The following is a 21593-nucleotide window of genomic DNA, read 5'->3' on the forward strand; positions in this document are numbered from 1 at the left end:
TCGAGGAGTGAAACTCCTGGACACGAAGACGGGTCAGGAGCAAATGCAAGAAATGGGGAACGGCATATATCCAGCGCCGCTCTGTTCCCCGAATGCGGGATGGGAAATACCGCGGGGTGAGTGCCCGCGCAGGTGCAACGCTTGCTTCCAGTCGCGCATGCCTGTCCCCTTCCACTTCTTGTTCTCGTCACCGGCGATTGCCGGCGCTCATCATCACACGGAAGGCATCCTCAGCGATATCGATTTATCAGGCCGGAAGAGCCGTCCTGGAAATACCGCGGTTTGACGCCGGAACACGCGGCTTGATCGAATGAGCCATGACTTCGTCGTACATCGACCTACGCTCGGACACCGTCACCAAGCCTGATGCGGAGATGCGGAAGGCGATGGCCGACGCCGAGGTCGGTGACGACGTCCTCGATCACGACCCGACCATGGCGGCGCTCGAGGAAGAGGTGGCGCACACTCTGGGTTTACCGGCGGCACTGTGGGTGCCGAGCGGATCGATGGGCAACCTGATTGCGCTGATGCTGCACCTTCACCGCGGCGATCAGTTTCTGGCACCGGAACACTCTCACGTCTTGGGCTCCGAATTGGGCACCGCTGCCTGGCTCGCCCAGGGAATGCCGATGGCGTTGCCGCACGACGGCGGACCCGGACGTCCCACCCCCGAGACTGTCGTGAAGGCGGCGGGCTCCCCCGGCCCGTACTTCGCGTTGAACACCACGCTGCTCTGTCTCGAGAACACTCATAACTTCGCCGGCGGTGCCGTCATGAATCCGACCGAATGGACGAAGCTGGTCGACGCAGCGCGATCACGCGGCTTGAAGATTCACCTCGACGGCGCCCGTCTCTGGAATGCCGCTGCTGCACTCGATGTTTCGCCCACCGAATTGACTTCCGGCGCCGATACCGTTCAGGTGTGCCTGAGTAAGGGACTCGGTGCGCCGGTCGGCTCGATACTCGCCGCATCACCCGAATTGATCACCGAAGCCCGAAGGATCCGCAAGATGCTCGGCGGCGGCGTTCGTCAGGGCGGAGTGCTGGCCGCAGCCGGCATCGTCGCGTTGCGCTCACAAGCTCGCCTCTCCGACGATCACGACAACGCGCAGCGCCTCGCGTCGGGGCTTCGTGAACGCGGTTGGGCCGTCGACGAACCTGCCACCAACATCGTTCTGGCCGCGACAGCCGATCCGTCGGTCACCGTTGCTCAGCTCGCCGCTGTCGATGTCGGGGCGGTCACCGTTGCCGGGAAGGTTCGGTTCGTGACACATCGCGACGTGAGCACTGCCGACATCGACGCGGTTCTGTCCAGAGTAACCTTCTGAACTACGCCACCAGGGGTTGAACCTCCTGCGCGACAAAGCGAATGAACTCGCGGACATCCGGCTCGTCAACAGTCGGTTGGAGTACCACGGTGGTTGCACCTGCTGCAACCCATCGCCGTGCTGCTGCCGCGACTTCGGCCGCGTTGCCCACGGCAATCGCATCCTCCGGCGACTCGCTACCGGACGCTGCGGCCTCGGCAAGGGCGCGCTCACGACCGCCGGAACCGAAAGCACAGATGACGTAGACGACGACCTCGTGATCCGACGCCCCGATGTGAGCGATCGCCCGACGCACGCCGTCCGGGGTCGTCCCACCCGAGAGCACGGTGCCCTGCGCCAACTCGCCACTGAGCGCCAAAGTCTTTGGCCCCGTGGCGCCGACGAGCAACTGCGGCACCGTCTCCGGTGGCCACGCCAGCGTGACGTCCGTGAGATTCACGTATCGACCGGACACCGTCACCGACTCACCGCGCAGTAGCCGCTCGACTGCTCCGAACTGCTCCCGCAGGAGAGTCAACGGCGATTCGGCTTTGGCCCCGATCTGCCGCATCCAACTCTGAACGCCGTGACCGAAGCCAACCCGCAGTCGATCCGGATGAACTCTGGCCAGCGCCGAAATCTCCATCGCCGTGATCGCGGTGTTGCGCATCGGGGTCGGCAGCACGCCAATCGCTACTCCCAGACGCTCACTTGCAGCCAATACAGCTGCAGCAGTGGCTATTCCTCCGCCGAAGAAGCAGTCTTCCCACAACCAGACCTCACCGATACCGCACTCGTCGGCATACCTCGCATGGCTGACCAGGTCCTCCGGGGGCTGTTCCGGGCGCAGGACGACAGCAATCCGTGCGGTACTCATGCCGTCACCAGAAACGCGGCGATCTCGTCGGCGGTTCGACGGCCCTGTTCGCGGCCGAGTTCGGCTGCGGGGCGCCTGGTTGTCGGTGAAAGCGAGTTCGTTCCGATCGCTTCGACGACGGCGTCGTCGGCGAAGACAGGCAGCACGGGCAAGGGCGCCATCACGTCGATTTCCTCTCGTAGACTGCCGCCCAGAAGATTCGGGGCGGGGTCGGCTGCGGGTGAAAGAACCACGACCACATCGCAGTCGGCAGCCAGATGAACATTCGAGCCACTCGCCATTCCGCCGTCCATGTACCGCTCGCCCTCGATCACGACTACCGGCCACACCCCTGGTACGGCGCAACTTGCTCCGACTGCGTCGATCAGTTCTACGCCGTCAGCGTTGCCGAACACCCTCAACTCACCGGTCTGTGCGTTGATCGCCGGGATGCGCAACTCCCGGTCGGGCCACAACCGATTGGGCAGCCTCGCCTCGATGACCGCGCGACGCACGGCAGGTTCGACGGTATCGGCTCTCATCGCTGCTTCGCCGAGCAAACGGAGCTGCTCGGCCCGGTCCTGCGATCCTGCGATCGCGTCGACGAACATCTGACCGAGTACCTCGACATCGACCTTCGGGTCGATTTCGCCGGTCGCCTCCGCTGTTTGTGCGTCGAAAAGTTCTTGCAGTGTCACGCCGCTCGCTATCTGAGCGCTCACCGTGGAACCTGCGGAAGTGCCGATCAACACGTCCGCCGTCAGCAGCGCAGCGGCAGTGTCCGGTGATTTGTCCTGAAGGCCCAACAGAAAACCTGTTTCCCAGGCGATTCCCGCAACGCCGCCGCCGGCAAGTACCAACCCCAATTTCACGCCGTCCACCTCTCGTCGATCGTGATCCGTGCCCGAAGTCGACGTTAGACCTACTCTGAAGTGATGTTCATGCGCAGCGCAAAGACATTTGTTCCCGACGCACTCCGTGGGTTGATCGCATCCACCGACGACATCGCGTGGAATCCCGACCCTGGGTACCTCACACGCGCAAGGCCACTTCCCCGCGGACGGGTCGCGCTCGTCTCCGGCGGCGGTTCAGGCCACGAACCCATGCACGCCGGATTCATCGGCGAAGGAATGCTCACAGCCGTCTGCCCCGGATTGGTCTTCAGCTCACCCAATGCACTTCAGATCCACGAGGGATCCAAGGCTGCCGACGCCGGCGGCGGCGTCCTTCACATCGTGAAGAACTACACCGGCGACGTGATGAACTTCGGTATCGCCCGAGAGTTGCTACGCGAGGACAAGATCGATACGGACGTCGTCCTGGTCGACGACGACGTCGCGACCGAACGCGCAGACGGCAGTGGCCCGGGGCGACGCGGTACTGCGGCAACCATCGTGGTGGAGAAGGTCTGCGGCGCATCCGCCGCCCGCGGCGACGACCTGGCCGAGGTGACCCGGATCGGACAACACGTCGCGCACTCCGCTCGGAGCATGGCCGTCGCCCTTCGCCCATGCACTTTGCCGGGGGCTGACGAGCCGTCGTTCGACTTGCCGGCGGGTCAGATGGAACTCGGTATCGGCATCCACGGCGAACGCGGCACAGAACGCGTGGACGCCCTGCCCGCACCGGAATTGGTGCGGCGGCTGACGGACCCGATCATCAAGTCCCTGAGTCTCGCCGAAGGTGACCGCGTCATCGCCGTCGTCAACGGTCTCGGCGCCACCCACCCGCTGGAGTTGCAACTACTGTTCGCCGAACTCGGAGATTATCTGGACGAACAGGGAATTCACATCGAGCGGACACTGATCGGAACGTTCGTCACTGCATTGAACATGGCAGGCGCGTCCATCACCCTTGTTCGCACAGACAAAGAAATCCTCGAATTATGGGACGCACCAACAAAAGCGCCCGCCTGGCCGAATGCTATAGCGCGTGAGTACAGCGGAATGGGCACGCGCGAATCATTCGGTCCCACATTCACACCCGACACCTCACTCACTGCCGAAAGCAGTTTCGCCGGAAGCTGGATTGCGGACTGGGCCGAGAAGGTACTGGATCAGGAACCGGCACTGACCGATCTCGACCGACGAGCGGGCGACGGCGATTTCGGGACCAACATGGTGGCCGCACTGGATCAACTCGACATCTCGGCGATCCGTGACACGTACTCCACCGCAACGATATTCGATGCAGTCTCACAGGCGTACCTCGGCCACGCCGGTGGCACCTCCGGCGCATTGTTCGGCATCTGGTTCCGGCATTTCTTCCGCGTTGCCGCAGACTCGGCGGACTCCGAACTCGACCTCGGCGCGATCGCGGCTGCAGCGCGAGCGGGACTCGACAACATCACCTCGCTCGGCGGCGCACGCGTCGGCGACAAGACGATGGTCGACGCGATAGTTCCGGCGGTCGAGTCGTTGGAGCAATCCGTGAGCTCGGAAGCCGATCGAGATGCTGCGCTGGCGAGCGCAGCGGAAGCCGCAGCGGCCGGGGCGGAGTCGACCGAAACCATGCTCGCGAACCGCGGACGTGCAAGTTATGTGGGCGAAGCCGCTCGCGGAGTAGTCGATCCGGGAGCGCTACTCATAGCGTGGTTCTTCGCCAGTGCAGTGGGTCACTAGCGAGCACTTCGGGGCTGTGACTAATCTGGCAGCCACAGCACATCGTTTGTGACGGCCCGTGGGCAAAAGCACCGGTCTCACACACCACACAGGAGCAGCCCATGCTGAGCACCATGCAAGACGCCCCCCTCTCCATTGCTCAACTTCTCCGCCACGGTGCCTCCGTTCACGGCGCCTCCGAGGTTGTCACGTGGACCGAGTCCGGCCCGCGCCGTGTGTCCTACGCTGACGTCGGCAAGCGCTGTGCTCAGCTTGCGCACGCCCTGCGCGGGCTCGGCGTCGAGGGCGACGAGCGAGTCGCCACGTTCATGTGGAACAACTCCGAGCACCTCGAGGCGTACCTGGCGATCCCCTCGATGGGCGCTGTGCTCCACACCCTGAACATTCGTCTGTTCCCCGAGCAGTTGATCCATGTCGCCAATCACGCCGAGGACCGCGTGATCATCGTCGACCCGTCCCTGATTCCGCTTCTCTCTCCGCAGCTTCCGTCGCTGACCACCGTCAAACACATCGTCGTCACCGGCTCCTCCACTGCAGGACTCGAAGCTCCCGAGGGAGTGCAGGTTCACACCTACGAGGGCTTGATCGCCGATCAGCCCACCGAGTTCGACTGGCCCGAGGTCGACGAACTGAGCGCTGCCGCAATGTGTTACACGTCCGGCACCACGGGTGACCCCAAGGGCGTCGTCTACTCCCACCGTTCGATCTACCTGCACTCCATGCAGGTCTGCATGAGCGACGGCCCCAACCTCGCGCAGGGCGATCGTGCACTCGCCGTGGTGCCTCAGTTCCACGCCATGTCGTGGGGACTTCCCTACGCCGCATTCATGATCGGTGCTTCGCTGATCATGCCCGACCGCTTCCTCCAGCCTGCCCCGTTGGCTGCGATCATCGCCAGCGAGAAGCCGACGTTCGCCGCAGCCGTCCCCACCATCTGGCAGGGCCTGCACCTCTACCTCGAGCAGAACCCGCAGGACATCTCCTCGATGCGCGAGGTTCTGATCGGTGGGTCCGCGGTACCGCCGGCCCTCATGCACGCATTCGAAGCCGATCACAACGTCTCCGTCCTGCATGCCTGGGGCATGACCGAAACCTCCCCGCTCGGATCCGTCGCCCGCCCGCCGGCCGGCGTCACCGGCGACGCAATGTGGAAGTACCGCTACTCCCAGGGGCGATTCCCGGCATCCGTCGAGGCACGTCTCATCGACGACGACGGCAAAGTTGTTGCACACGACGGCGTTTCCGTCGGCGAGCTCGAAGTGCGCGGCCCCTGGATCACCGGGTCGTACTACGGCGTCGATGCGGAAGACAAGTTCAACGACGGCTGGCTCAAGACCGGCGACGTCGGATCCATCACGGCCGACGGCTTCCTGAGCCTGTCCGACCGCTCCAAGGACATCATCAAGTCCGGCGGCGAATGGATCTCCTCGGTCGACCTCGAGAACGCCGTCATGGGTCACCCTGACGTCACCGAAGCTGCCGTCATCGGCGTGCCGGACGAGAAGTGGGACGAGCGCCCGTTGGTTGCGGTTGTTCTGCGCGCCGGATCCGAGACCACGATGTCCGAACTGCAACAGTACCTTTCGGACAAGGTTGCCAAGTGGCAGCTGCCCGAGAACTGGGCTGTGGTTCAGGAAGTTCCGAAGACGAGCGTCGGCAAGTTCGACAAGAAACGCCTTCGCGCCGACTACCACGAGGGCGGACTCGAAGTTACGCGACTCTGACACGGAGTGAATGCCGAAGTATGAATACTGAAGGTGGGCAACAGGTTTTCGACCTGTTGCCCACCTTCGTTCACGAGCGATGCACTTTACGGCCGATAGCCGACCGTGTGAAAAGCGATATCGACGTACTTCTCCGCCAATTGCGACGGTGACATCGGACCGCCGGTCTGGAACCAACGCGGTAGTGACTGCGCCATACCGAGTATTGCCCGGACGGTCTCTTCGGTATCGGTGACCGCGAAATCTCCCGATGCCACACCGTCGTCGACGATCCTGCGCATCAGCAACTCGAGTCGCTTACGACTGGCGGCGTATCGACTTCGGCTTTCCGGTGAGACATGCCGAATCTCGGTGTCCAACGCAGCATGCCGCGACCGGTGGGTCATATAGAGAACTATCGCCTCCACCACCAAGGCGAAGCGTCGTACCGGATTTTCGCCGGCCTCCGCTTCTGCCGCTTCGGTTCTGGTATTCAGCTCACTCATCGAGACCTCGAACAAAGCGACGAGAATTGCCTCTTTGTTCGCGTGGTGATAGTAGAGCGCGGGAACGGTTACCCCGACATGATTGGCAATCTGGCGCACCGTCGTGCCGTGGTAACCATTCTCGTCGAACAGCTCGAGCGAAGCCATCAGGATGTCGGTCATCACCAGCGGCGGGAAGGACCTCCAGTCCACTGCCACCGAGCTCACCGACTCCACCTCGCCAGTCATGTGATAGCCGAAATTACCGCGGTGCCATACGGATTGCACCGTCGAGGCGGATCGTCTCACCATTGAGCATGGGGTTGGAAACGATGTGCGCAGCAAGCGCGCCGTACTCGCTGGGATCACCCAGGCGAGAGGGGTGAGGCACCTGCTGACCCAACGACGCCTGGGCTGCTTCGGGCAGTCCGGCCAGCAACGGGGTCTTGAACAAGCCTGGTGCAATGGTGTTGACGCGGATCAGCAGCGACGCGAGGTCACGGGCGATGGGAAGCGTCATACCGACGACACCGCCCTTCGACGCGGAGTACGCAGCCTGCCCGATCTGGCCGTCATACGCGGCGACCGAAGCGGTGTTGATGATGACGCCGCGTTCACCGTCGATCGGCTCGGTCTTCGAAATACGTTCCGCAGCAAGACGAAGGACGTTGAAGGTGCCGATCAGATTGACGTCGATGACCTTCTTGAACGCGTCGAGCGGGAAAGCGCCCTTCTTGCTGACCGTCTTGACTGCGTTGCCGATTCCGGCGCAGTTGACTGCCACGCGCAGGGGTCCGAGGGATTCGGCCACGTCGAGTGCCGCGGTGACCGCAGCCTCGTCGGTGACGTCTGCAGCCGCGAAGCGGACCCGGTCGCCAAGTTCCTTGGCGATGGCTTCACCGTTGGACGACGGAAGGTCGATGATGACGACGCTGGCGCCGTCGGCAAGAAGGGCTTTGGTGGTGGCCAGGCCGAGGCCGGATGCTCCACCGGTGACGACGGCGACGCTGTCGTTGACGATCATGAGAGTTCCTTTCGAAAGGTTATGTGTTTCAGATGCGTTCGATGATTGTGGCGTTGGCCATGCCGGCGCCCTCGCACATGGTCTGCAATCCGTAGCGTCCGCCGGTGGCCTCGAGGTGGTTGACCATCGTGGTCAGCAGGCGAGTACCCGAGGACCCCAGGGCATGGCCGAGTGCAATCGCGCCGCCCCACGGGTTGAGCTTTGCCGGGTCGGCGCCGAACTCGTGAGCCCAGGCGAGTGGAACGGGAGCGAAGGCTTCGTTGACCTCGTAGGTGTCGATGTCGTCGATGCTCAGACCCGCGCGAGCGAGCACCTTGTGGGTGGCTGGGATGGGTGCGGTGAGCATGAAGATCGGGTCATCGCCCGCAACGGAGAAGGAATGGAAACGAGCTCGCGGCGTCAGCCCTAGCTTCGACGCCATTTCTTCGCTCATGATCAGTGCTGCGGACGCGCCGTCGGTGAGCGGCGACGAGTTACCGGGAGTGATCGACCACTGCGCCTCGGGGAAGCGCTGCGCGTACTTCTCCGAGTAGAACGACGGCTTCAAACCGGCGAGTCCCTCGGCGGTAGTAGACGCGCGAACCGTCTCGTCGACGATATGCGAGACGGTCTCACCGGCGGCGTTGGTCACCGAGATCGGCAGAATCTCCTTGTCGAAGAGCCCCTTCGCCGCTGCCTCTGCTGCCCGCTGGTGGGACTGCGCGGAGAATGCGTCGAGAGTGTCGCGGTCAAGCTTCCACTTGGCGGCGATCAATTCTGCAGAGATTCCCTGGTTGACCAGGCCTTCGGGGTAGCGAGCCGCGACGCCCGGACCGGAAGCGTCCTTCCCCATCGTCGTGGTACCCATCGGGACACGACTCATGGATTCGACGCCTGCCGCGATCACGATGTCGTAGGCCCCGGCGATCACGCCCTGCGCCGCAAAGTGCGCAGCTTGCTGACTTGATCCGCACTGGCGATCGATCGTGGTGGCGGGTACCGACTCGGGGAATCCGGCCGAGAGGACCGCGCTGCGGGTGATGTTGAGTGCCTGCTCACCGGCCTGTCCGACGCAACCGCCGATCACGTCGTCCACCAGGGCGGGGTCGAGGCCGTTTCGCGAGGTGATGGAACGCAGAACGTGGGCCATCAGTTCGACAGGGTGCGTCCCGGACAGTGCGCCGCCCGGCTTTCCCTTGCCGGACGCGATCCGGACTACATCGACGATCACTGCCTTGGTCATCTTCGTTCCCTTCGAGGACGTGCATTGCTGGGGCGGTCCGGCACCCGAGTTTCGTGGCGCCGGGTACCGGACCGAGATCGAGGGAGCACCCTGACTTAGCGCTCGCTAAAGAACTACCACCGACTTGATCCTCTCGTCAAGAGGGGGCCTCCGAACTCGAAACAAATGCGGCCGACTAAAAGCTGGGCGATCAGTGACCTCGCCTGGCCCACGCCATTCATTAGTACTTTCGAATGATAGGTTTTCAATCTTCGCCCGAAATGTCCGGAATCGGATAACCTTCCGCCACAAGCAATCCAAGCCACAGGGGATTCGGGGCGTGGCACCAATCGATGACAACCGCAGGGGGACCGACTGGGAGGTTTGGCGTGGACCTGCGATACGTTGCCTTCACGCGTGCCGACTCGCATTTCTACGACCGAATCAGAACGGTCACCCAACCAGATACATCAACTGACCAGCACTTTATCCCCGCGAAGTCGGTGGATTGGTCGCTCTGGCGGCGCGGTCCCCAAAGTGGACCGTGGAACTACTTCCAACCGCCCGACGGTCTGCTGCCAGAACAAGGATGGAAGATTCACTGCTCCGCTACCCGAGCCAACGCGCAGGAGCTGCTCGATACCGTTTCCGTGTATTGCGGTCACAATCATGTGCCGTTCAAATTTCTTCGGACGGCAGCAGACCTCATGTTGTCCAACAGCAAGCAGGCCAATCGAACTTCCAGCGGAAAATTCATCACGATCTATCCGGCGGATGGTGTTGCCACACAACGTGTCATCACCGAACTGGACAAGCTTGTCACCGGTGCCGACGGGCCGTACATCCTCAGCGATGTGCGATGGAACCGGGGACCGCTCTACTTACGGTACGGCGCGTATCTGCCCATGCAGACCTACGATTCATTCGGCGATCGCGTCCCGGCAATTCGGCGTCCTGACGGATCGCTCGAACCCGATGTGCGCGGCACTTCCTTCAGAACTCCGGACTGGGTACAAATCCCGGACTTCGTTCGCGCGCAGCAAGACAAGCTGAAATCACATGACGAATTCCCCTATTCGATCAATGAAGCCCTGCACTTCAGCAACAGCGGGGGGATCTACTCCGCATTCGACGACGCCGGCATCGATCTGGTCATCAAAGAAGGCCGTCCCTTTACCGCCCCGGACGCAAACGGCCGGTACGCAATCGACCGCATCCGTAACGAGTACGACAAGTTGACTCACCTTGCCGACAACCCGTACACACCTTCTGCCATCAGCTTGTTCGAGCGCGAGGGACACCACTTCCTTGTCACCGAGCGCGCTGCCGGCACTCCACTGAATCAGGAAGTTGCGCTCCGCCACCCACTGATACGCGCCGACCAGACACTCAGTTCCCGAACGGAATACAGAACCTGGGCACTCGAGATTGCACAACAGTTGACTACCGCAGTCGAGAGCTTCCACAACGCCGGAATCGTTCATGCCGATCTTCACCCTGGCAACGTCATGTGCTCACCGTCCGGTATTCGGATCATCGACTTCGAGATGGCCCACAACATCGACGAGCATCCGCCCCGGTCCACCGGAGCCCCCGGATACACAGCACCTCGACAGTTGACAGGAATCGCGGCGGATCGATACTCGTTGGGATGCATCGAGCTGGGACTCTTTGTCCCACTTACTACATTGTTCCCTCTCGATTGCAACAAGATTCCCGAACTCATCGACTATGCGGTGTCTCGCTTCGATCTTCCTCGTGCCTTCGGTGCCTCGCTCTATTCGATGCTCGACGTACAGGCGCCGGAACCGGAGAATCGCCCGCATCGTTGGGACACGTCGCCCGGGGAAAACCTGCAACGGGCGGCCGCTCTATTGCGCTGCGGCATCCTCGCCTCGCTTGATCTCTCCCGCCCTGATCGACTCTTTCCCGGCGACATCGCCCAGTTCGAGGTGAACGGCTACGGCATTGCGCACGGCTCGTGCGGAAACCTGCTCGCCGATGATCTTCCCACCGACACCTTGGAGTCAGTCCTGGAATGGACTGAACATCAGGTTGATTCGGATACGCAACCACAGTTCGGTTTCTTCGACGGGCTCGCGGGTGCGGTGCACACCTTTCGGCATCACGGGCGACATTCGACAGCCGACAGGTGGGTCGAGACTTTGCGTCGAGCCCCACTCGACGACATCGACTCCAGCCTTTTCAGCGGCCTTTCCGGAATCGGTTGCCTCCTACTCGAGGAATCGGTTTCACGACCGACTGTGTCACCCACTCTCGCTGTCGTGACCGAGACTCTGCGCGAACGAATTTCAGCTGCTCGCTTGCATGTCCGCGACGCCGGCGGAACACCTTGGGCAGTGGCCGGCCGAGGTGGGCTGATGCGGGGACCGAGCGGACAAGCACTGTTCTGGACTCGCCACTACGAACTGAGTGGTGATCCTCGATCGCTGGAACACGCACGCCAGCTCGTCGACATCGATCTGTCTGTGATGTCGATGTGCCCTGACGGGTCGATGCAGCTGAGAGAGGAGCGCCGGACGATGCCGTATCTCGGATCCGGGTCTGTCGGTGTGGGCCTGGTACTTCTACAACTTCTGCGCCATGTCGACGAACCGCGTTACGCAGCTGCGGTGCGTGCGATATCCCGCGCCGCCAAAGTCGAATTCACTGCCCAAGCCGGACTACTCAACGGGCGAGCCGGGCTGATTCTGTTTCTCAGCGAACTCTCCAAGACTCCATACGCCGGCGCCGATTGTGAACAGACGCTTGCACAGCAGTTTCAGCTTCTGGGCTTGCACAGCCTCAATCACGCAGGAGGCCTGCACTTTCCAGGTGAACAGAACCTGAGACTCTCGACAGACTGGGCAACCGGATCTGCAGGAATACTGGCGTTGCTCCGATATACCCGATCGGCAACTGCCCGACAGTCGTTTCCACTGATGTGCGCGTCGAACTGCCACATCGCCTAATTGTTCGGAAGTTATCACCCACGGCAGATTGGAGCACAGAAGTACCAGGCGAAAAACCTGGAATTAAATCAACACCGCAAGCAAACTCGATCGATCAAATCCATCGGCAAGAACGCCGATCAACAAAGGAAATGACAATGGACGCTATTCTCTCCCTTCAAGATCTGTCAGTCGCCGCCGGCAACGTCGGAGACGCAGGCCAGCTCGAGCAGAACGCGGCAATCAGTTCGCTCAGTTTCTTCTGCCTCTGACCTCAGGCCGATACCTCGGAGCAAGTCCGGGGTATCGGCTTTTACGATCCATATCGAAAAGAAAATACGGGTCGCCGCGTCGACTATCGACGAAGCGACCCGTATTGCAATGTCATTCCGCGCTGAACGAGGGAATCATCATGCTTCCCATCACTGCCAAGCCGCTGACATCTCGAAGCGAACCCAGAGCATTACTCAAGAAAGAAAAAAGCATCAGATACTCACCTCCTTAAGCTGCGAGTTGCCGGATCGGAAGGTCATCCCTGCACCCACCCGTCGCTCGACAATGCAGTCAGCATCTCGAAGAAGCTGACGTGGATCGCTGACAGTGACCCGGTGAAAAGACCAAAAACATCTTCCAAGGAACCCATTTTCGCCCTCCCTAATCTATTTGAACGGATTGAACGGGACGTCGAGGCCGAAGTCCACGGAGAGCGCGAAAGGCATTGTGATGATGGACTTGAAAGCAGTCAGCATCATGGGCAAGAGCGCCGAAACCGAACCCAGATCAGATGAATTCATCTCACATCCTCCTATTCGCTCGAGATTCCGACGAGTCCGTCGATGACGACTCCACCGGCATCGATTGACCCGTAGGCGAAATTCAGAATCGCCTGCAAGAACGGAACTAACATTTCCCACTCCTTCGCAACGGACATTCGCATGTCGTCGGTACTATTATCCGTCGCCCGTATTGCGGGATCTGGGGCCGAGCGATCACGATGTGGATGTAACCGTAGACAAAATCCTAGAACATGTGCCAGTTTTTGCGCTTTATTTCAAAGATCCCACCTTAAGTAGGATATTAGACGATTTACTCATAGGTGAACTCGTACTTAAGTCCTACACAAAATGTCGAAATCTGGCGGTTCCGCGTGGCAGGCCCATTACAGAATGAACGGTATCGTTTCATCATGGAACGCATCCACACTTCACCGAGCTGCATTCGCCGATGATCTACGCGACCTGGCGGCAATGCCGAGGGCAGATCGTATGGTCACTGGCGATGATATTCCTCCTGATCCTGACAGCCGCACTTTCAGGCTGGTTCGTTCAGCGTTCGGGCGAGAGTTGGGACTTCGGCGACATCTGCTCACGCTGGTACGACGGAGGTGGCAGTTGCCGTGCCGACACCGCTCTCACCTTGACGACGCTTCTCGTACTCCTACTACCGTTCGCCTCAGGAATGCTGGTCGGCGTCACCACATTCGCCCGAGACTTCGAGCAGGGTCCCGAAAACCTCGATTTTCTCGAGTCCACCAGCCTTGTTCGATGGTATTTCTTGCGGGTCCTGGTGGTCTTCGTTCCCATCACCCTTGCGATGGCAGTCCTGGGCCTGGTGCTCGGCTGGACTCAGACGCTTGGCCGGGGACAGGCGGCAACAAATGAGGCCACCTCGTTTTCCTTGATGGAGTTCCCCAATTTTCAGACGACGGGAATCGTCTTCGGCGCCTACACCTTTTTAGCAATGACTACCGGCAGCGCAGCCGCATTGCTCATCCGCAACACCGTCTTCGCGATGGTCATGACTCTTCTCGCGTTCTTGATCGTGCCCGTCGCACTGAGCGCGACGATGCGCGAGCATTACTTGGCCCCCGACACTGAAGTGCAACCCATCGACGGACTGGCACGTGCAGCGGAATATGCACCGTCGCCGTATGAAAATCTCGACTCGAGGTGGGTCATCGATGCCGGCTTCGCCGATACGGATGGCAACATGATCGACGCCGATTACACAATGTGCTGGGGCTCAGACAATTCCGATCGCAAGCAGCAAGACCTCGAGGTCGACAACTGCCTTCGAGAACAGGGAATCGATCACTATGCCGTGATCTATCACCCACAGAGCCGGTACTGGCAATTTCAGTTCATCGAGACTGCCGTGATGCTGTTGTGCTCCGGGTTGATGGTGGCGCTCGCACTCGTCGGCGCACGTGGACTTCGTCGGCGACCCGCCTATAACCGACTGTCCGAAATGTCGAAATCGATTTGATAGCAGCAATTTTCGATCCACATTCTCTTGTGTTCGAAACTCTGTTCGATTATGCTTTCGGCATGGACAGTCGGGATGCGTGGCAGCTGGATGGCGAGGGCCTCAAGGGGGAGGTTCTGGATCTGGTGCGTGTCCGGCACGAGTTGCAGTCGCGGTTGGTGTTGCTGATCGTGGAGATGTTTTCCCGTGAGGTTCTCGGCGGGAAGGGTTTTCGGGCGATCGCGCAGTGGTTGCATGGTTCGACGAATTTGGAGATCGGTGAGTGCAGTCTGCTGGTCGGGTTGGCGCGGTTGTTGATGCTCGAACCTGTTGTCGCGGATGCGTTTCATCGCGGTGACGTGGATGCGTTGAAGGCGCGGCAGGTGGCGTCGTTTTGTCAGCATCCGCCGAAGAACATGACCCTGGCGGATGTGGACAGGGCTCGCGGGATTTTGTTGTCGTTGGCGTCGAAGAACATTGCGGATTGCGATGCGGTGCGGGCGGCGATTCGGCGGATCGAGAAGCAGTACGGCAAGCGCGAGGACGGCGTCCCGGTCGGCGAGGATTCCGAACGTAACGAGTTCTACGCCTCGAAAGGCTTGTACGGGCGGGTCACTGTGAAGGGTGATCTGGATGCGATCAACGGGGCCCGGTTGATCACGTTGTTGTCGAGCCTGTCTGCGCCGACACCGGAGAAGGACGGCGTGAAGGACACGCGTACTCCGGCATTACGGCGTGCGGACGGGTTTTGCGAGTTGTTGCGCCGGTACGAGCGGGCGGGGTAGGGCCCGATCGAAGGCGGGGTGAAACCGCACATCACGGTCACCGCGTCCGCGAAAGACATGACCGACCTTAAAGTTCTGAAAGACCTGTTGCCGTCCACTGAGGAGTTGGGATTTGCGTGGACGGATTGGGTGGGCCCGATCAGTATCGACACCGCACGGATGCTGGCGTGCGACTGCACGATCACGCGGATCTTGTTGGACGAGAATGGTGTTCCGCTCGACTGCGGCAAGGAAGCGAGAACGGCGACGGTTCCGCAGCGGCGGGCGTTGGCGGTTCGTGATGGTGGGTGTGCGTTTCCGGGGTGCGGGACACCGTCGGGGTGGTGCGATGCTCATCATATTGTTCACTGGAACGATGGTGGCCCAACAGATCTCGACAATCTGATTCTGTTGTGTGGCCATCATCATCGGACGCTGCATCACACCGAGTGGCGTGTCGAGATCGGCCCGGATCGGAAATCGGTGTTCTATCCACCGATGTCGATCGATCCGTATCAACAGCCGATCGGCGGGAACAGCCCACCTACAGCAGCCTGAACCGCGACAATCGAATACATCAGCACCGGGGACGAACCATGCCCCGGTGCTGGTGCACGTTTCTGGTCAGATCCCAACCCCTCAGATCCCAACCCCTCAAATCCCAGCCCCTCAGATCCCGGCCCTTCGCACGAGAGCGTCAGTGGCAGAAGGGGATACAACGTCAATCGCTCGTAACAGCCCCGCGTACCGCGGATACAGCTCGACGGGACGCGTATTGATCGCCCTCAAGATCCACGATGCAGCTTGATCGGCCGTCAGCGCCGGCTGGCTCACGTAATCCGCCGTCGGCGCGATCATCGGTGTTCGTATGAGTGGGAATTGCACTGTGGTGACATCGACACCGGTGCCGTGACATTCCGCGCCGAGGCTTCGGCCGAATGCACTGAGAGCAGACTTCGACGCGTGATAGGCGCTGAACCTGGGCATCACCCCGGCAGTAACTCCCCAGGTTCCGACGTTGATGATGTGTCCGGACTTCGCCTCGAGCATTGCGGGCAGTAGCCGCAACGTCAGTCTTGTCGGCCCGAAGTAGTTCAGCGCCATGGTGCGCTCGTAGTCGTGGAATCGGTCGACCGAATCCAACGCGGTGCGCCGGATCGAGCGACCCGCATTGTTGACGAGGATGTCGACCGACCCGAATCGATCCGCGATCGTCTCCGCGAGTTCGTCAACGGCTTCACCGCGGGAGAGGTCCGCAGGCACGATGTGTGCCCATCCTCCCCTGCGGTGAATCTCGTCCCGTACGTGTTCGAGGTTTTCCTCACCGCGCGCGACCAGGATCATCTCGGCTCCCCGACGAGCCAATAGATGAGCTGTCGCCTCACCGATCCCCGACGAGGCTCCCGTCAGGACGATGGTCTTGTCGGAAAGCGTGACGCCGCGAGACGGAACAAGGGAGCGCAGACGCGTCGGCGGTCTCAATGCAAGATTGCTGAGAATCGATCTGATCACGTCGGCCTCGGTTCGATCTTCGCGTGCGATTCGGTGCGAACCCGTCCCTGAACAGCCCACTTCGGACGCACCGCGGAAATTACTCAAAAGTAAGTTATGGCGCCGTTTCGGCCGTGTCAAGAATTCGTCGGGATTCAGGAGTATCTGCCACTAGCTTTTCCTGATACCTCGGGTTACATTAAATCCAGACCGAGTGCCAGCGATCACACAACCGGCCCTCGATTCCACCGAACACCGCGAGAAATACCAGCGGTGACCGAAACGAAGAGGAGACGCCATGACGCTCACATCGCCGCTCGACAAGCGCGGAGAAGCATCCGACGACTCGTACAACGAGACGCTTCGACTCCTGTCCGAGGGCTCGGTGCACAAGCACTTCGACCCGTACCTCGACATCGACTGGGACTCCCCCGAGTTTGCCGTCGTCCCGAACGATCGCCGCTGGATCCTCCCGGCCGAGACTGACCCGCTGGGTGCACACCCGTGGTACCAGTCGCAGTCCGAGGCCAGGCAGATCGAAATCGGCATGTGGCGCCAGGCCAATGTCGCGAAGGTCGGTCTCCAGTTCGAGAACATTCTGATCCGCGGCATGATGCAGTACGTCTTCTCACTGCCCAACGATTCGGCCGAGGCGCGCTACTGCACGCACGAGTCGGTCGAAGAGTGCAACCACACGATGATGTTCCAGGAGATGGTCAACCGCATCGGTGCCGACGCTCCCGGGATGAGCCGTCCGATGAAGATGCTTGCACCCTTCATTCCCCTCGCTGCGGGTCCGTTCCCCGAACTGTTCTTCGTCGGTGTCCTCGCCGGTGAAGAGCCGATCGACCACATTCAGAAGAGCATCCTGCGCGCCGGCGGCCAGATCCACCCGATCATGCAGTCGGTCATGGCCATCCACGTAGCCGAGGAAGCGCGTCACATCTCGTTCGCGCACAAGCTTCTGAGCCGTCGCATCCCGCTGATGTCACGCCCGAACCGGTTCGTCCTCTCGCTGCTGTTCCCGATCGTCATGCGCATTCTCTGTGACGCCATCGTCATCCCGCCGAAGTCCTTCTGGAAGCAGTTCGACATCCCGAAGTCCGTGAAGAAGGACCTGTTCTGGGATCTGCCCGAGTCGCGCCAGACCCTGCGCAACTACTTCGGTGACGTCCGCATGCTGGCCACCGACACCGGCCTGATGAACCGTGCCTCGCGCCTGGTGTGGAAGGCCTGCAAGATGGACGGCCGCGCATCACGCTTCCGTAGCGAACCTCACCGCAGCTCGCACAACGCCGCCGCGTAGCTCCCGGACAGTCGAGATCGGACTCATAGCGCCATGCCACACGTAGTCACGCAGTCCTGTTGCAGCGACGCCTCGTGCGTCTACGCCTGCCCGGTCAACTGCATCCATCCGACGCCGGACGAGCCGGACTTCCTCACCGCCGAGATGCTGCACATCGATCCGCAGGCCTGCGTCGACTGTGGCGCATGCGTCTCGGCCTGCCCGGTCGACGCCATCGTCCCCGAGTCGAAGCTGACCGACCCGCAGCGAGTCTTCCTGTCCATCAATGCGGACTTCTACAAGGAAGAGCGACCCAGGCCGCTTCTCGCCAAGGTCATCCCGGCAGCCCACGTCGACAAGGGCCGACCGCCGTTGCGCGTTGCGATCGTCGGTTCCGGACCGTCGGCGATGTACGCCGCGGACGAGTTGCTGACTCAGCCTGACGTGCAGGTCAACGTCTTCGATCGCCTTCCTGTGCCTTACGGCTTGGTTCGCGCCGGCGTTGCTCCGGACCATCAGAAGACCAAGCAGGTCACTCGCTTGTTCGACAAGATCGCCGCACAAAAGGGTTTCGAGTTCTACCTCAACGTCGAGATCGGCAAGCACATCTCGCACAGCGAACTGCTCGAAAATCACCATGCGGTGCTCTACGCAGTCGGCGCTTCGTCCGACCGTGGTCTCGGCATTCCGGGCGCTGATCTGCCTGGCACGGCCTCGGCCACCGACTTCGTAGCCTGGTACAACGGCCACCCCGATCACGCCGACGACGTCTTCGACCTTTCACATCGCCGCGCGGTCATCATCGGAAACGGAAATGTCGCGCTCGACGTCGCTCGCATTCTGACGGCCGATCCCGAGAAGTTGGCCGGTACCGACATCTCCGCTCACGCACTCGCCGCTCTGCGGAAGAGTCGCGTCGAAGAAGTTGTCATCGTGGGTCGACGCGGAATCGCGCAGTCCGCGTTCACGGTCCCCGAGTTCACCGGCCTGATGGCACTGCCGGACATCGAACTCTCTGTCGGACCCGACGACATGGTTCTCGACTCGGCCACCGAAGAACTGGCAAAACGCGGCGAACTCCCGCATGCCGTCGAGCAGAAGTTGCGTCTCCTCGAAGCCCTGAAGAACCGCGATCACGTCGACGTCGGCAACAAGCGCATCACGTTGCGCTACCTGCTCACGCCGACCTCGATCACCGGCGACGATCAGGTCAGCGGAATCGCGTTCGCTCGCAACGCTCTTGTCGACGCAAACGGAACCGTGCAGATCGAAGCAACCGGCGATACCGAGACCATCGATACCGGCTTGGTCCTCACCTCGATCGGCTACCGCGGAGTGCCCATCCCCGGCGTCCCGTTCGACGAGCGTGCGTCGGTCATTCCGAACGAGAACGGCCGAGTCCTCGAAGCTCCGAACGGTGATCCCGCCACCGGGGTCTACGCGACCGGTTGGATCAAGCGCGGACCGAGTGGGTTCATCGGCACCAACAAGTCCTGCGCGCAGGAAACGATCAGGATGCTCGTCGACGACTTCAACGACGGACGCCTGACCAACCCGGTCGCCGACGACTCCGCAGTCGATCGTCTGGTCCGGGCGCGACAGTCCGACGTCGTCGACCGCGAGGGCTGGCATGCCATCGACAAGGCGGAACTGGAACGCGGCGCTGCGCACGATCGTGCCCGCGAAAAGGTTCTGGATCAGGTCGAGATCACCTCCATCCTCGACGCTGCGGCCCGGGTGAAACCGACGCGTCGATTCGGTCGACCTGTACGCGTTCGCTGATCCGCTACAGGTAAACAGCTACTTTCACGCACACGGCCCCGCCTGCAGACTCGTCTGCCCGGCGGGGCCGTCTGCGTTCCGGCAACGTCCCACTCAGCGAAAATTTTTGCCCGTCAGCGGCCGAAATCGTGTAATACTGCAACCTGTTCCAGTAAGCGGCACAGCGGGCCCACGATCCCCCGGATCAGGCTCGCCAACCAGATGAGGATTGCATGAGCGAGACTGCAACGCCGGCGCCGAACGGGAGTGTGACGCCTGCAGTAGAGGGTTGGTTCACCACCGGCGACGAACCTGCTCTGATCGGCACGAAGTGCCAATCCTGCGGCACCATTTCCTTCCCTCGTGAGGCGACGTTCTGCAAGAACCCGAGCTGCTTCAGCGAGGAGTTCGACGACGTGGAACTCTCCCGCCGCGGCACTGTCTGGTCGTACACAGACGCGCAGTACCAGCCCCCGCCGCCGTACATCCCGCGCTCGGATCCGTACGAGCCTTTTGCTCTCGCAGCAGTCGAGCTGCCCGAGGGGATCGTCATCCTCGGCCAGGTGGCCGACGGATTCGGCGTCGACGATCTCAAGGTCGGCAATACCGTCGAATTGGTTGTCGAGCCGCTGTACACCGACGAAACCGGAGTACGTACGACGTGGCGCTGGAAGCCTGTCGCCGCAGCTGATCAGGAGTCGCAGTCATGAGCAAGGACGTCGCAGTACTCGGTGTCGGAATGCACCCCTGGGGCAAGTGGGGGCAGTCGTTCGTGAAATACGGCGTTGCCGCCGCTCGCGCCGCGCTCGCCGATTCGGGCGTGAATTGGCAGGACGTCGACTTCATCGTCGGCGGCGAGACCGTCCGCAACGGGTACGGCGGATACGTCGCCGGAGCCACCTTCGCCCAGGCACTCGGCTGGAACGGCGCTCGCGTCGCCACGTCGTACGCCGCGTGTGCGACGGGAGCCCAGGCACTCGACACCGCTCGCGCACGAATCCTGGCCGGCCTCAGCGAAGTTGCCCTGGTCGTCGGCGCCGACACCACGCCGAAGGGCTTCCTCGCTCCCGTCGCCGGTGAGCGTTGGGACGACCCGGACTGGCTGCGCTTCCGCCTCATGGGTATGACCAACCCGGCGTACTTCGCGCTCAACGCGCGTCGTCGCATCGACCTCTACGGCGCCACCGCGGAGGACTTCGCCAACGTGAAGGTCAAGAACGCCAAGCACGGACTCAATAATCCGAATGCGCGCTACCGCAAGGAAGTCACCGTCGAGAACGTGCTGGCATCCCCCGTGGTGTCCAATCCCCTGCATTTGCTCGACATCTGCGCGACGTCCGACGGCGGCGCCGCAATCTTGCTGACGTCGATGGAATACGCCCGCAAGATGGGCATCGCGGAACCTGTTCGCATCAAGGCTATTTCGACGGTCACGCCAACGTTCCCGCAGACGATCATGGATATGCCGAACTTCTCCACCGATTCCAGCTCCGCCGTCCCGGCTCCGGAGCGCACGTTCAAGGAATCCATCGGCTACGCCGCATACGAAGAAGCCGGGATCTCTCCCGAGGACGTCGACGTCGCCGAAGTCTACGACCTCGCTACCTCCGTGGAACTGGACTGGATCGAAGACCTTGCCCTCTGCAAGCGGGGCGAGGCCGAGCACCTCCTGCGTGCGGGTGACACCAGTATCGGAGGCCGCATCCCGGTCAATCCGTCCGGCGGTCTCGCGTGCTTCGGCGAAGCCGTTCCCGCACAGGCACTTGCGCAGGTGTGCGAGCTCACTTGGCAGCTTCGTGGACAGGCCGAAGGCCGTCAGGTCGAAGGCGCCCGCATCGGTATCACCGCCAACCAAGGTCTGTTCGGACACGGCTCCTCGGTAATCGTTTCCGCCTGACCC

At 61.6% G+C, this 21593-nt stretch carries 16 protein-coding genes and 1 pseudogene; 10 read left to right on the forward strand and 7 right to left on the reverse strand.

The window, feature by feature from the left end:
• Window positions 1-317 precede the first annotated feature (317 nt).
• Entirely contained in the window at window positions 318-1328 is a 1011-nt protein-coding gene (locus RhoBH5_RS09790) for a threonine aldolase family protein (RefSeq protein ID WP_003942934.1), read from the forward strand.
• Window position 1329: 1 nt separating this feature from the next.
• On the opposite strand, the gene RhoBH5_RS09795 is transcribed toward RhoBH5_RS09790, so the two are convergent.
• Window positions 1330-2184, reverse strand: coding sequence for an LLM class flavin-dependent oxidoreductase (locus RhoBH5_RS09795; RefSeq protein ID WP_270008201.1), 855 nt, complete (start codon window positions 2182-2184; stop codon window positions 1330-1332).
• Complete coding sequence (locus tag RhoBH5_RS09800; protein WP_270008202.1) at window positions 2181-3044, reverse strand: patatin-like phospholipase family protein; 864 nt, start codon at window positions 3042-3044, stop codon at window positions 2181-2183. Before RhoBH5_RS09800 ends, RhoBH5_RS09795 begins: the two co-directional genes overlap by 4 nt.
• Window positions 3045-3098: 54 nt before the next feature.
• Here RhoBH5_RS09800 and RhoBH5_RS09805 point away from each other — a divergent pair, with 54 nt between their 5' ends.
• A complete protein-coding gene (locus RhoBH5_RS09805; RefSeq protein WP_270008203.1) occupies window positions 3099-4784 on the forward strand; it encodes a dihydroxyacetone kinase family protein in 1686 nt (561 codons plus the stop codon).
• Between the two features lie 101 nt (window positions 4785-4885).
• Entirely contained in the window at window positions 4886-6508 is a 1623-nt protein-coding gene (locus RhoBH5_RS09810; protein ID WP_003943212.1) for a long-chain fatty acid--CoA ligase, read from the forward strand.
• Between the two features lie 86 nt (window positions 6509-6594).
• On the opposite strand, the gene RhoBH5_RS09815 is transcribed toward RhoBH5_RS09810, so the two are convergent.
• Genes RhoBH5_RS09815 through RhoBH5_RS09825 form a run of 3 tightly spaced genes read right to left on the reverse strand, consistent with a single transcriptional unit; the run spans window position 6595 to window position 9218 of the window.
• Entirely contained in the window at window positions 6595-7221 is a 627-nt protein-coding gene (locus RhoBH5_RS09815; protein ID WP_065455052.1) for a TetR/AcrR family transcriptional regulator, read from the reverse strand.
• A gap of 13 nt (window positions 7222-7234) precedes the next feature.
• Window positions 7235-7996, reverse strand: a complete 762-nt coding sequence (locus RhoBH5_RS09820; RefSeq protein WP_003942978.1) for a 3-hydroxyacyl-CoA dehydrogenase — start codon at window positions 7994-7996, stop codon at window positions 7235-7237.
• Between the two features lie 28 nt (window positions 7997-8024).
• Window positions 8025-9218: a thiolase family protein gene (locus tag RhoBH5_RS09825; protein ID WP_270008204.1), complete on the reverse strand. Its 1194-nt coding sequence runs from the start codon at window positions 9216-9218 to the stop codon at window positions 8025-8027.
• Window positions 9219-9586: 368 nt separating this feature from the next.
• On the opposite strand from RhoBH5_RS09825, the gene lanKC reads away from it, so the two are divergent.
• Window positions 9587-12169: a class III lanthionine synthetase LanKC gene (gene lanKC / locus RhoBH5_RS09830; protein ID WP_270008205.1), complete on the forward strand. Its 2583-nt coding sequence runs from the start codon at window positions 9587-9589 to the stop codon at window positions 12167-12169.
• A gap of 638 nt (window positions 12170-12807) precedes the next feature.
• On the opposite strand, the gene RhoBH5_RS09835 is transcribed toward lanKC, so the two are convergent.
• Window positions 12808-12942, reverse strand: a complete 135-nt coding sequence (locus RhoBH5_RS09835) for a hypothetical protein (protein ID WP_256082940.1) — start codon at window positions 12940-12942, stop codon at window positions 12808-12810.
• Between the two features lie 484 nt (window positions 12943-13426).
• Here RhoBH5_RS09835 and RhoBH5_RS09840 point away from each other — a divergent pair, with 484 nt between their 5' ends.
• A complete protein-coding gene (locus tag RhoBH5_RS09840; RefSeq protein WP_050657001.1) occupies window positions 13427-14413 on the forward strand; it encodes a hypothetical protein in 987 nt (328 codons plus the stop codon).
• Window positions 14414-14475: 62 nt separating this feature from the next.
• Window positions 14476-15714, forward strand: a pseudogene (locus RhoBH5_RS09845) (DUF222 domain-containing protein).
• Window positions 15715-15825: 111 nt separating this feature from the next.
• On the opposite strand, the gene RhoBH5_RS09850 reads toward RhoBH5_RS09845, so the two are convergent.
• Entirely contained in the window at window positions 15826-16668 is an 843-nt protein-coding gene (locus tag RhoBH5_RS09850) for an SDR family oxidoreductase (protein ID WP_074447109.1), read from the reverse strand.
• Between the two features lie 277 nt (window positions 16669-16945).
• Here RhoBH5_RS09850 and RhoBH5_RS09855 point away from each other — a divergent pair, with 277 nt between their 5' ends.
• From RhoBH5_RS09855 to RhoBH5_RS09870, 4 genes are all read left to right on the forward strand, one after another.
• Entirely contained in the window at window positions 16946-17953 is a 1008-nt protein-coding gene (locus tag RhoBH5_RS09855; protein ID WP_003943163.1) for an AurF N-oxygenase family protein, read from the forward strand.
• A 33-nt stretch (window positions 17954-17986) separates the two neighbouring features.
• Window positions 17987-19714 (forward strand): FAD-dependent oxidoreductase, encoded by a 1728-nt coding sequence (locus RhoBH5_RS09860; protein ID WP_208690122.1) that lies wholly within the window; start codon window positions 17987-17989, stop codon window positions 19712-19714.
• Between the two features lie 212 nt (window positions 19715-19926).
• Complete coding sequence (locus tag RhoBH5_RS09865; protein ID WP_019745839.1) at window positions 19927-20403, forward strand: Zn-ribbon domain-containing OB-fold protein; 477 nt, start codon at window positions 19927-19929, stop codon at window positions 20401-20403.
• Complete coding sequence (locus tag RhoBH5_RS09870) at window positions 20400-21590, forward strand: lipid-transfer protein (protein ID WP_020909545.1); 1191 nt, start codon at window positions 20400-20402, stop codon at window positions 21588-21590. Before RhoBH5_RS09865 ends, RhoBH5_RS09870 begins: the two co-directional genes overlap by 4 nt.
• Window positions 21591-21593 lie beyond the last annotated feature (3 nt).

This window comes from Rhodococcus sp. BH5, from assembly GCF_027583855.1.
In the GTDB taxonomy this organism is placed as follows: domain Bacteria; phylum Actinomycetota; class Actinomycetes; order Mycobacteriales; family Mycobacteriaceae; genus Rhodococcus_F; species Rhodococcus_F qingshengii.

Excerpts from the sequence above, each read along its gene's own strand:
- RhoBH5_RS09815 (WP_065455052.1), bottom strand. The coding sequence starts at position 7,221 with ATGACTGGCGAGGTGGAGTCGGTGAGCTCGGTGGCAGTGGACTGGAGG.
- RhoBH5_RS09840 (WP_050657001.1), top strand. The coding sequence starts at position 13,427 with ATGATATTCCTCCTGATCCTGACAGCCGCACTTTCAGGCTGGTTCGTT.
- RhoBH5_RS09810 (WP_003943212.1), top strand. The coding sequence starts at position 4,886 with ATGCTGAGCACCATGCAAGACGCCCCCCTCTCCATTGCTCAACTTCTC.
- RhoBH5_RS09865 (WP_019745839.1), top strand. The coding sequence starts at position 19,927 with ATGAGCGAGACTGCAACGCCGGCGCCGAACGGGAGTGTGACGCCTGCA.
- RhoBH5_RS09790 (WP_003942934.1), top strand. The coding sequence starts at position 318 with ATGACTTCGTCGTACATCGACCTACGCTCGGACACCGTCACCAAGCCT.
- RhoBH5_RS09825 (WP_270008204.1), bottom strand. The coding sequence starts at position 9,218 with ATGACCAAGGCAGTGATCGTCGATGTAGTCCGGATCGCGTCCGGCAAG.
- RhoBH5_RS09870 (WP_020909545.1), top strand. The coding sequence starts at position 20,400 with ATGAGCAAGGACGTCGCAGTACTCGGTGTCGGAATGCACCCCTGGGGC.
- RhoBH5_RS09820 (WP_003942978.1), bottom strand. The coding sequence starts at position 7,996 with ATGATCGTCAACGACAGCGTCGCCGTCGTCACCGGTGGAGCATCCGGC.
- RhoBH5_RS09795 (WP_270008201.1), bottom strand. The coding sequence starts at position 2,184 with ATGAGTACCGCACGGATTGCTGTCGTCCTGCGCCCGGAACAGCCCCCG.
- RhoBH5_RS09855 (WP_003943163.1), top strand. The coding sequence starts at position 16,946 with ATGACGCTCACATCGCCGCTCGACAAGCGCGGAGAAGCATCCGACGAC.
- RhoBH5_RS09835 (WP_256082940.1), bottom strand. The coding sequence starts at position 12,942 with ATGAATTCATCTGATCTGGGTTCGGTTTCGGCGCTCTTGCCCATGATG.
- RhoBH5_RS09860 (WP_208690122.1), top strand. The coding sequence starts at position 17,987 with ATGCCACACGTAGTCACGCAGTCCTGTTGCAGCGACGCCTCGTGCGTC.
- RhoBH5_RS09805 (WP_270008203.1), top strand. The coding sequence starts at position 3,099 with ATGTTCATGCGCAGCGCAAAGACATTTGTTCCCGACGCACTCCGTGGG.